This is a genomic window from Mycobacterium asiaticum DSM 44297, from assembly GCF_000613245.1.
Lineage (GTDB): Bacteria > Actinomycetota > Actinomycetes > Mycobacteriales > Mycobacteriaceae > Mycobacterium > Mycobacterium asiaticum.
Genome location: NZ_HG964938.1, coordinates 515,996 through 526,734, shown reverse-complemented (window position 1 = coordinate 526,734; position 10,739 = coordinate 515,996). Strand labels below are relative to the sequence as shown.

9 protein-coding genes and 1 tRNA gene are annotated in these 10,739 nt (G+C 67.4%); 4 read left to right on the top strand and 6 right to left on the bottom strand.

Features of this window, described 5'->3' with window-relative positions; translation table 11 throughout:
- From BN972_RS21345 to BN972_RS21320, 6 genes are all read right to left on the bottom strand, one after another.
- The coding region (locus BN972_RS21345) for a serine/threonine-protein kinase (protein WP_036362262.1) at positions 1-843 on the bottom strand (843 nt) is incomplete at its 3' end.
- 97 nt (positions 844-940) lie between these two features.
- Positions 941-2,419, bottom strand: coding sequence for a D,D-transpeptidase PbpA (gene pbpA / locus BN972_RS21340; protein ID WP_036362259.1), 1,479 nt, complete (start codon positions 2,417-2,419; stop codon positions 941-943).
- A complete protein-coding gene (locus BN972_RS21335) occupies positions 2,416-3,828 on the bottom strand; it encodes an FtsW/RodA/SpoVE family cell cycle protein (protein ID WP_036362256.1) in 1,413 nt (470 codons plus the stop codon). Before BN972_RS21335 ends, pbpA begins: the two co-directional genes overlap by 4 nt.
- On the bottom strand, positions 3,825-5,378 hold the full coding sequence (locus BN972_RS21330; RefSeq protein WP_036362253.1) for a PP2C family protein-serine/threonine phosphatase: 1,554 nt from the start codon (positions 5,376-5,378) through the stop codon (positions 3,825-3,827). Before BN972_RS21330 ends, BN972_RS21335 begins: the two co-directional genes overlap by 4 nt.
- Positions 5,375-5,839: an FHA domain-containing protein FhaB/FipA gene (locus BN972_RS21325; protein ID WP_036362250.1), complete on the bottom strand. Its 465-nt coding sequence runs from the start codon at positions 5,837-5,839 to the stop codon at positions 5,375-5,377. Before BN972_RS21325 ends, BN972_RS21330 begins: the two co-directional genes overlap by 4 nt.
- A 124-nt stretch (positions 5,840-5,963) precedes the next feature.
- Positions 5,964-7,676 carry a DUF3662 and FHA domain-containing protein gene (locus tag BN972_RS21320; protein ID WP_036362247.1) on the bottom strand — a complete coding sequence of 571 codons (1,713 nt, stop codon included), beginning with the start codon at positions 7,674-7,676 and terminating at the stop codon, positions 5,964-5,966.
- A gap of 227 nt (positions 7,677-7,903) precedes the next feature.
- Between BN972_RS21320 and BN972_RS21315 the strand changes: the two genes are divergently transcribed.
- From BN972_RS21315 to BN972_RS30570, 4 genes are all read left to right on the top strand, one after another.
- Positions 7,904-7,986, top strand: a tRNA-Leu gene (locus BN972_RS21315).
- A gap of 106 nt (positions 7,987-8,092) precedes the next feature.
- Positions 8,093-9,400, top strand: a complete 1,308-nt coding sequence (locus tag BN972_RS21310) for an ammonium transporter (protein ID WP_036362245.1) — start codon at positions 8,093-8,095, stop codon at positions 9,398-9,400.
- 31 nt (positions 9,401-9,431) lie between these two features.
- A complete protein-coding gene (locus BN972_RS21305) occupies positions 9,432-9,698 on the top strand; it encodes a YdeI/OmpD-associated family protein (protein WP_036362242.1) in 267 nt (88 codons plus the stop codon).
- A gap of 165 nt (positions 9,699-9,863) precedes the next feature.
- Positions 9,864-10,739: PPE family protein (locus BN972_RS30570; RefSeq protein WP_235192542.1), on the top strand; the 876-nt coding region annotated here is incomplete at its 3' end.

Below are 10,739 nucleotides of genomic sequence, written 5' to 3'. Positions count from 1 at the left end.
GGGCGGGCGGCGGCCCGCCCGCACCGCGGCGACGGCATCGGCAAAGGGCCCGCCGCTGCGGTAGCGCTGGCTGGGGTTCTTCACCAGGGTGATCTCGATGAGCTCGCGGACGTTGGGCGGCAGGTCGGCCGGCAACGGCGGCGGCGGCTCCTTGATGTGCTTCATGGCCACCGTGAGTGCGCCGTCACCGGTGAAAGGCCGCTTGCCCGAGACCACCTCATAGCCGACCACACCGAGCGCGTAGACGTCACTGGCCGGCGTTGCGTCGTGGCCGAGGGCCTGTTCCGGTGCGATGTACTGCGCGGTGCCCATCACCATGCCGGTCTGGGTCACCGGCGCCGCGTCGACGGCCTTGGCGATGCCGAAGTCGGTGATCTTCACCTGACCGGTCGGCGTGATCAGGATGTTGCCGGGCTTGACGTCGCGGTGCACCAGGCCGGCGGCGTGGGCGATCTGCAGCGCGCGGCCGGTCTGCTCGAGCATGTCCAGCGCGTGCCGCAGCGACAGCCGGCCGGTGCGTTTGAGCACCGAATTCAGCGGCTCACCGTTAACCAGCTCCATCACCAGGTAGGCCGTGCGGCCCTCCCCGTCCATTGCGCTCTCTCCGTAGTCGTGCACCTGCGCGATTCCGGGGTGGTTGAGCATCGCGGTGGTGCGCGCCTCGGCGCGGAACCGCTCAATGAACTCCGGGTCCTGGGAGAACTCCTGCTTGAGCACTTTGACCGCGACGCGCCGGCCGAGGCGGCTGTCCACCGCCTCCCATACCTGGCCCATGCCACCGGTGGCGATGAGCCGCTGCAGGCGGTACCTGCCCGACAGCGTCACCCCGACGCGGGGACTCATGTTTCGCCTCGCTCAGACCCGACGCGACGTCGGCGACGCGCGCTCGCGACCGCGACGGCACGTGCCATCGGTGCAACCCTCACTCGCCTGTGGCGACTCATGGTCCCCCTTGCAAAGCAGCCTCGATCACTGCCCGCCCGATCGGCGCGGCCAATGCGCCTCCGGTCGCGGACAGACGATCGCCACCGTTCTCGACCAGCACCGCCACCGCAACCTTCGGGGCCTGCGCGGGTGCGAAGGCGATGTACCACGCGTGCGGCGGAGTGTGCCGCGGGTCGGTGCCATGCTCTGCGGTGCCCGTCTTGGATGCGATCTGCACGCCGGGAATCGCCCCTTTCTGCTGTGCGAGTTTCTCGGCGCCGACCATCAGCTCTGCTAGCTTAGCGGCGACCTGCGGCGACACTGCGCGGCGCTGCTGATAAGGGGCGGTGGTGCTGATATTGGCCAGGTCCGGCCCCTTGAGACTCTCGACGAGGTAGGGCCGCATCATCACGCCACCGTTGGCGATGGCCGCGGCGACCTCCGCGTTCTGCAGCGGGGTGAACGCCACGTCCTTCTGCCCGATGCTGGTCATCCCCAGCGCCGCACCGTCGGCGATGGCACCCACCGTCGATTCGGCGACCTGCAGCGGAATCGGCTCCGGAGCGGTGTCCAGGCCGAACGCCTGCGCCATGCTGCGCAGGGCGTCCGCGCCGGTCGACAGGCCGAGCTGCACGAACGCGGTATTGCACGATTTGGCGAACGCCTCGGTCAGCGACACGGTGGGTTCGGAGCTGCAGGCGGTGCCACCGTAATTCTCCAGAGTGGCGGTGCTGTTCGGCAGCGGGATGGTCGGTGCCGCGGTCAGCTGCTGATTCACCGTCGCCCCGGCCTGCAGCGCCGCGGCCGTGGTGATCACCTTGAAAGTCGACCCGGGTGGGTAGGTTTCCGAGATCGCACGATTGATCAGCGGGTTGTCGGGGTTGTCCCGCAGCCGCTGCCAGGCCTGGGCCTGTACCTCGGCGTTGTGGGACGCCAGCAGATTCGGGTCGTAGGACGGCGACGACACCAGCGCCAGGATCTTGCCGGTGGCCGGTTCGATGGCGACCACGGCCCCCTTGCAGGGCGGTCCGCCGCAGCCCTGCTGCATCGCATCCCAGCCGGCCTGCTGGATGCGCGGGTTGATGGTGGTGTCGACGTTGCCGCCGCGCGGATCGCGCCCGGTGAAGAAGTCCGCCAGCCGGCGACCGAACAGCCGCTCGTCGGATCCGTTGAGCAGCAAATCTTCGGCACGTTCCAGGCCGGCGCTGGAATACCGCAGCGAGTAGAAGCCGGTAACCGGCGCGAACACCTCCGGGTTGGGATACATCCGCAGAAATCGGAACCGGCTGTCGGTGGCCACCGAATAAGCCAGCAGCTGGCCGCCGGCGATGATCTGTCCTCGCTGCCGCGAGTACTCGTCGAGCAGGACCCGCTGATTGCGGGGATCGGCACGCAACCCGTCCGCCGTGAAAACCTGCGTCATGGTGGCGTTCAGCAGCAGCAAAACGATCAACGCCATCACGGTCATCGAGATCCGGCGCAGCGAGGTGTTCATACGCGCTCGATCACCTCGGTACTGGCCGCCGCGATCGGCGACTTCTTCCGCGGACGGGTACGCAGCGGACGTCGCGCCCCGTCGGAGACGCGGGCCAGGATGCCCAGCAGCACGTAGTTCGCCAACAGCGACGACCCGCCGTAGGACATCCACGGCGTGGTCAGACCGGTCAGCGGAATCAGCTTGGTGACGCCGCCGACGACGATGAACAATTGAATCGCCAGCGTCGAGGACAGGCCGGCGGCCAGCAGCTTGCCGAAGCTGTCCCGGGTGGCGATCGCGGTGCGCATGCCCCGGATGATGACGATTGTGTAGAGCATCAGGATGCTGGCCAGCCCGACCAGCCCGAGCTCCTCGCCGAATGCGGCAATGATGAAGTCGGTCGAGGCGGCGGGAACCGTGTCTGGTTGGCCGTTGCCGAGCCCGGTGCCGAAGATGCCGCCGGTGGCGAAGCTGAACAGCGCCTGCACCATCTGGTATCCGCTGCCGTCGGGGTCGGCAAACGGGTCCAGCCACGTCTGCACCCGCACCCGCACGTGCGAGAAAAGGTAGTACGCCACCACGCTTCCCGCGGCGAACAGCACCAGGCCCAGCACCACCCAACTGAACCGCTGCGTGGCCAGGTACACCACCACCAGAAACGACGCATACAGCAGCAGCGAGGTCCCGAGGTCCTTCTCGAAGACCATCACCCCTACCGAGATCACCCACGCCGCGAGCAGCGGCGCCAGGTCACGCGGCCGCGGCAGGGTCATGCCCATCAAATGCTTGCCGGCGCTGGTGAACAGGTTGCGCTTGGCCACCAGCACCGCGGAGAAGAAAATCAGCAGCAGGATCTTGGAGAACTCAGCCGGCTGAATTGAAAAGCCCGGCAACCGAATCCAGATCTTGGCGCCGTTCTGCTCCGACAACGAGGCGGGCAGCAGCGCGGGTATCACCAGAAAAATCAGGCCGGTCAGCCCGCAGATGTAACCGTACCGGGCGAGCTGCCGGTGATCCTTGAGGAACGTCACCACCAACGCGAAGGCGGTCACACCGACCAGCGTCCAGAGCATCTGCTGGTTGGCACTGGGGTGGCCATGACGACCAACTTCCTTGTCCACCAAGTCAAGTCGATGAATCATCACCAGCCCAAGCCCGTTGAGCAGCGCCACCACCGGCAACAGCAGCGGATCGGTGTAGGGCGCGAAACGCCGCAGTGTGAGATGCGCGATTCCGAACAGCGTCAGAAAACCCAGCCCGTACGTGCTCAGGTCCCAGTGCAGACCACGCTCCTGGTTGGCCTCCACGATGAACAGCGCGGCGATGGTGATCAGCGCGGCGAAGCACAACAGCAGCAACTCGGCATTGCGCCGAGTCGGCAAAGGTGGGGTCACCGCTACCGGTGCCGGTAGTTCCGTCGTCGTCATGCCGCTGCCCGGCAGTTCACGCCTTGCTGTGCGGGTTGCGGGTTTTCGCTCGTCGTCGGCGACGTCGCGGGCGGCGTCGAGGACGACGGCGTAGCAGGCGCTGCCGGGGTGGTGCTGGGGGGTGTCGTCGATGTGGTGGAGGGGGTGCCGGATGTGGTCGACGTGGTCGCCGGGGTCGAAGTGGACGTGGACGGTGTGGCCGGCTGGGTGCCAGAGGCCGGCGGGTTGGTCTCGGGTGTGCCGCTGCTGTTGGTTGACGGCGCCGGCGGCTCCGGCGGTGACGTTGCACGAGCCGGTGGGCATTCCGGCAGCAGCGACTTGGCCAACTCGCGCAATTGTTTACGGGCGCCCTCGAGGGTGTCGGCGGGCAACCCATCCTGCACTGACTTGCGGGCCGAGGGGTTGAGGTCCTCCAGCTTTACCTGCCGGCATCCCGATTGGCCCGCAGTGGCCTCGGAGATCTCATTGCCCTTGAGGCATCCCACCGCGTAGGTGCTGTGCAGGGACAACCCGAGCAGTGAGCCCTGAATGCCGCGCATGATGGCGACCGTGCCGTTGTCGTTCGCGACGTAGTAGTTGTTGCGGATGATCGCGTTGCCGATGCCCAGGCCGGCGATCAACAGCAGCACCGCCAGCGCGATGACCAGCCCCAGCCGTCGGCGTGACCAGCGACGGCGTGGTGGTTCGGCCGGCGGCGCAACCCGCTTGGTGACTTCACCCTTGCGCTGGCCGATCGCCGAGGCCCGGCCGGCCGCGGTGTTGGGCAGGGTCAGTTGGTCGTCGTCACCGTCCCCGGATACCGCCCCGGCCAGGATCGGCTGGGTTTGGCCGAACTCGTCGTCGACGACGTCAGCGACGACGACAGTGACGTTGTCCGGCCCCCCACCGCGCAAGGCCAATTCGATGAGGCGATAAGCACTTTCGGCGACGTCTGGAATCTGCAGCGCCTCGGCGATGGTCTCGTCGCTGACCGGGTCGGAGAGTCCGTCCGAGCACAGCAGGTAACGGTCGCCGGCCCGAGCCTCCCGCATCGTCAGCGTGGGCTCCACCTCGTGGCCGGTCAGCGCACGCATGATCAGCGAACGCTGCGGGTGGCTGTGCGCCTCTTCGGCGGTGATCCGGCCCTCGTCGACCAAGGTCTGAACGAAGGTGTCGTCCTTGGTGATCTGTGACAGCTCGCCATCGCGGAAGAGGTAACCGCGCGAGTCGCCGATGTGCACCAGCCCGAGCCGGTTACCGGCGAACAGGATGGCGGTGAGCGTGGTGCCCATGCCCTCGAGGTCGGGCTCCATTTCGACCTGGGCGGCGATCGCGGCGTTGCCGGCCCGCACCGCGTTGTCGAGTTTGGCCAGTAGGTCGCCACCGGGCTCGTCATCGTCGAGATGGGCCAACGCGGCAATCACCAACTGCGACGCCACCTCGCCCGCTGCATGGCCGCCCATACCGTCGGCCAGGGCCAGCAACCGCGCTCCGGCGTAAACGGAGTCTTCGTTGTTGGCGCGCACCAAGCCGCGATCGCTGCGAGCGGCGTACCGCAGGACGAGGGTCACGGGCGCAACTCTATTGCCGTCTTGCCGATCCGAACCGGCGTACCTATGGGAACTCTTACCGCAGTCGTCACCTTCGCCCTGTCGAGGTAAGTGCCGTTGGTCGATCCTAGATCTTCCACATACCATTCCGAGCCGCGCTGAGACAGCCTCGCATGCCGTGTCGAGGCGTAATCGTCAGTCAACACCAAGGTCGAGTCATCCGCGCGGCCAATCAGCACCGGTTGCCCACTCAGGGTGATCCGCGCGCCCTGCAGCGCCCCCTCGGTCACCACCAGATAGCGGGCGGCGTCGCGGCGCTGGCGGGACAGCAAGTTGCCCCGCAGGGTAAGTCCGCGCCGCACCATCACCGCACCCGTCGGGGCGTAGATGTCAGTGCGCAGGATCCGCAATACCGACCAGATGAACAGCCACAGCAGCATGAGGAAACCGGCACGCGTCAGTTGCAGTACCAACCCCTGCATCTGGCGGTCCTTTCCGTCCCGGCACTGCCCTCCCCGCGCCACTGCTGCCGAGCACCTCGGCAAAGTCACGATACTTCGACAGCGGCCGACGCGGGAGATGCGCGGCCGCTTCGAAACAATGGGTTCAGTGGATCCGGACGATGATCTCGGAATGACCCAGCCGGATCACGTCACCATCGGCCAACTGCCATTCCTGCACCGGCGCGTTGTTGACGGTGGTGCCGTTGGTGGAGTTCAGGTCGGATAGCAATGCGACCTGGCCGTCCCAGCGGATCTCCAGATGCCGGCGGGAGACGCCGGTGTCGGGCAACCGGAACTGGGCGTCCTGGCCGCGTCCGATGATGTTGGAACCGTCCCGTAGCTGGTAGGTCCGGCCGCTGCCGTCGTCGAGCTGCAGGGTCACCTGCGCGCCGACCGAGCCGTAGCCGCCCTGACCGTAGCCGCCGTACCCGCCGCCGACCTGCCCGTAGTCCGACGCGGCCTGCTGACCGTAGTCGGGCGCGGGCGGTTGGCCGTAGTCGTAGTCGCGGCCGGCCGGCTCGCCGTAGCCGCCGCCTTGCGGGGCGTACCCGCCCGGGGCAGCGGTCTCGGCGTATTGGGTGTAATCGCCGCTGCTGCCGTAATCCTGTCGGTAGCCGCCCTGCTGGTAACCCTGGTCCTGGCCGTAGCCGCCGCCCTGGTCGGGGTAGGACGGACGCTGCGGTTCCGGCGGTGCCGGGGGTGCGCTCGGGGCGCCGTACCCGCCGTCGTCCTGGCGGGCGGGCTCGCGTCCGTAGTCGCCGTAGCCGCCGTACCCGGGCTGGCCGCCCTGGGGTTGGCCCTGCGGCTGGCCGTACCCGCCACCCTGCTGATAGCCCTGGTCCTGGCCGTACCCACCGCCCGGGCCGCCATAGCCCCCGGCCGGCGGAGCGGGCGGCGCGACGGGAGGCTGCGCCTCATACGTCGGTGCGTAGCCGCTCTGGCCCTGGTCGCCGTAACCGCCGCCCTGATCGCCATAGCCGCTCGGGGCGCCGTAGCCGCCGCTCTGGTCCTGGTAGCCGCGCTGCTCGGGGTAACCGCCCGGCGCGCCGTAGCCGCCCTGGCCCTGGTAGCCGCCGCGCTGGTCGTAGCCGCCGGGTGCAGAACCCTGGTCGTAGCCGCCCTGGTAGCCGCCCCGCTGGTCGTAGCCGCCCTGCGGGGGACCCTGGTCGTAGCCCTGGCCGCCGTAACCGCCCTGATCCTGTGGGTGTTGCGGCGGCGGGTAACCCTGCTGGGGCGGGTAACCGCCGGCCTCGGGCGGATATCCGGGAGGGCCGCCCTGCTGGTAGCGGTCGTCGTAGTACTCGTCGGGCCGCCCCTGCCCCTGACCGCGGTAGCTCGGATTGTCAGTCATCGGTCGTACTCCTGGTTCTGCGCCAAACGCATCATCTGATTGTGGCGGGGCGGAATGTGTAACCGTCGGGCGGGGCTCGACGTCGGGGTTGACAGTCCCGCGGGCGCGGAACTGGCCGGTATGCAGGTTCGAGGACCGCTCGAACCGGACGACCACATCACCATACGTTTGCCACCCCTGTTCTTGGATATAGTCGGCCAGGTACCGAGCAAAAGCGCCCGACGTGAGCTCCGGGTCAGCGCCCAACTTCTCGAAGTCGTGCACACTGAGGGTAATGATGTATTCGTTGGGTGCCAAAAGGCGGTTTCCCGGCAGCGACCGGACGCCATCTGCGGCTTCTCGGCGCAGCAGGACTTCCACCTCTTGGGGGACGATCGATCCTCCGAACACACGAGCAAACGCATCACCCACGGTCGCTTCGAGTTTGCGCTCGATGCGCTGAACTAGCCCTCGTTGGCTACCCATTCTCGCGCGCTCGCCTCACTCGTGTTCTAAGGAAGATCGTCGGCGGACGGCAATCGATGCGGCCGCGTGGCGTTTCAACCCCAATCGTATCGGGACAGTGCGATCCGGCGTCACCGTGAGATTTCTGAGAATCACATCGATACCGTTCAGAGACCTGGACGGCCCGGGGGCCACTCCCACGGTTGGTGCGCGCGGCTACTACAGTGATATGGTCCTCCGGTTGTTTCGGGCGAGTGGCGGAATGGCAGACGCGCTGGCTTCAGGTGCCAGTGTCCTTCGGGACGTGGGGGTTCAAGTCCCCCTTCGCCCACAGATTTCCCCGGCTTCGCGCCGGGGTTTTTTGTTGCTCGGCGGGGAGCGGATGCGGCGCCGTCTACGGTCTATCTGGAAAACGCGACGACCGAGGGAGCGCAGAGTTGAACATCGACCCCGCTGCCACCGCCTGGCTGCTTGCCAGTACCGCCCTTGTGCTGCTGATGACGCCGGGGCTGGCAATCTTCTATGGCGGCATGGTGCGCACGACCGGCGTGCTGAACATGATCATGATGAGCTTCATCTCCATCCCGCTGGTCACGGTGGCGTGGCTGCTGGTCGGCTACAGCCTGGCCTTCTCCGACGGCGGCGGCTTCATCGGCGGACTGGCTCATGCCGGCATGAGCGGCATCGGCCCGGACACCCCGCACGACAAGGTGCCCGAGCTGCTGTTCGCCACCTTTCAGTTGACCTTCGCGATCATCACCGCGGCGCTGGTCAGCGGCGCCATCGCCGACCGCGCCAAGTTCGCCGCCTGGATGGTGTTCGTGCCGCTGTGGTCGGTGGCGGTCTATGCCGTCATCGCCCACTGGGTGTGGGCGCCGACCGGCTGGCTGTACAAGATGGGCGTGCTCGACTACGCGGGCGGACTGGTCGTCGAGATCGTGTCCGGTTCCTCGGCGCTCGCGCTGGCGCTGGTGCTGGGCCCGCGCATCGGCTTCAAGGTGGAGGCGATGCGCCCGCACAACCTGCCCTTCGTGCTGCTCGGTGTGGGGCTGCTGTGGTTCGGCTGGTTCGGGTTCAATGCGGGGTCTGCGTTGGCGGCCAACGGATTGGCGTCCGCCATCTTCCTCAACACCCTGGTCGCCGGCTGCCTGGGCATGCTGGGCTGGCTTTCGGTGGAACAAATCCGGGACGGCAAGCCCACGACGTTCGGTGCGGCCTCCGGCGTGGTCGCCGGTCTGGTAGCCATCACGCCGTCGTGCGGGGAGGTCAACACCCTCGGCGCCGCCGTCGTCGGACTCACGGCCGGAGTCGTCTGCTCGTTCGCCATCCTGGCCAAGTTCAAGCTCAACTACGACGACTCACTCGACGTCGTCGGCGTGCACTTCGTCGGCGGCGTTGTGGGCGTGCTGCTGATCGGGCTGTTCGCCACCGCGGTGATGACCAGCGGCCCCAAGGGGCTCTTCTACGGCGGCGGGCTCGGTCAGCTCGGCAAACAATCGCTGGCGATGGTGGTGGTCGGCTTGTACGCCTTCGCGACGAGCTTTGTGCTGGCCAAGGTGATCGAGCGGGTGATGGGATTCCGGCTCAGCGCCGCGGACGAGAAGAGCGGCGTCGACCTCACCCAGCACGCCGAGACGGCCTACCCGGAAGGCGTGTACGGCCACCAGGCTCCGCGGCGCGCGTCGTCATTCGGTGAGCGGGACGAGACCCGCCCCCGATCCGGCGACGACGACGATTACGAATGATGCCGCCACTGCATCTCGGTAATCTGGCCCCGTGAAGAGCCAGACTGTGCCCGGTGGGGTCGTGCACGAACTGCCCGTTGACCTGCGCGACGCGCTGATCGCCAATTCCACCGCCCTTGCGCTATGGCAGGACATCACGCCGCTGGCGCGCAACGAGTTCATCTGCTGGGTCGAAGACGCCAAACAGCAGGCGACCCGCGAGCGCCGCATCCGGCGAACCCAGGAAGAGCTCGAGGAAGGCAAGCGCCGGCCCTGCTGCTGGCCGGGGTGCAAGCACCGCGAGCGCAACGGCAGGTAGCCGTCGGCAAACTCGGCGGTGCGCATCCGCGCTGATACTGACGCATGTGCAACTGCACGGCAAAACCCACGGGGGGTATGCAACATGCCGGTGAGGGGTATCGGCTAGTTAGGGTTGCCTACACAATGTAAGGGTGGGGATTACGCATTCGATGAGCGGGCCGTGATGGCGGCCCCCATCTGGATGGCGTCGCCGCCCGAGATCCACTCGGCGCTGTTGTCCAGCGGTCCGGGTCCGGCGGCGCTGTTGGCGGCCGCGGGTGCCTGGCAGGCGCTGGGCGCCGAGTACGCCGACGCGACCGCCGAACTTCTCGCTGTGCTCGGCGCGGCACAGAGCGCCTGGGAGGGGCCGAGCGCCGCCGAGTATGTCATCGCCCACGCTCCCTACCTGGCCTGGTTGACCCAGGCGCAGGCCAAAAGCGACGCCGCGGCGCTTCAGCAGGAGGCCGCGGCGGCCGCCTACACGACGGCGCTGGCGGCGATGCCCACCCTGGGCGAGCTGGCCGCCAACCACGTCGTGCACGGCGTCCTCGTCGCCACCAATTTCTTCGGCATCAACACCGTTCCGATCGCCGTCAACGAAGCCGACTACGTGCGGATGTGGATCCAGGCCGCCACCACGATGAGCACCTACGACGCGGTGTCCTCGGCGGTATTGGGCGCCGTGCCGCAGACCATGCCCGCGCCCGCGGTGCTCAAATCCGAGGCGGTGGCGCCCACCCAGATGGCGGCCGCGGGACCGGCGGCCGACGCCGGCACCCAACTCAATTTCTCGGACCTCATCAGCCAGCTGCTGCAGGGCTACATCAACTATGTCCAGCAGTTGTTCGCGCCGATCACCGATTTCCTGCAGGACCCGTTGGGCAACAGCGTCAAATTGATCACCGACTTCCTGACGAATCCGTCTCAGGCCTTGATCACCTGGGGTCCACTGCTGTCCGCGGTCGCCTATCAGGTCTTCTCCAATGTCGGTGCGGCGCTGACCTATCCGCAATTGCTGCTGCAACCGCTGCTGGCGATCACCCTCGGTGTGGTGGCCGGA

Bases quoted from the DNA above. Each gene is read 5' to 3' on its own strand.
- pbpA (WP_036362259.1), bottom strand. From the start codon at position 2,419: ATGAACACCTCGCTGCGCCGGATCTCGATGACCGTGATGGCGTTGATC.
- BN972_RS21335 (WP_036362256.1), bottom strand. From the start codon at position 3,828: ATGACGACGACGGAACTACCGGCACCGGTAGCGGTGACCCCACCTTTG.
- BN972_RS21325 (WP_036362250.1), bottom strand. From the start codon at position 5,839: ATGCAGGGGTTGGTACTGCAACTGACGCGTGCCGGTTTCCTCATGCTG.
- BN972_RS21320 (WP_036362247.1), bottom strand. From the start codon at position 7,676: ATGGGTAGCCAACGAGGGCTAGTTCAGCGCATCGAGCGCAAACTCGAA.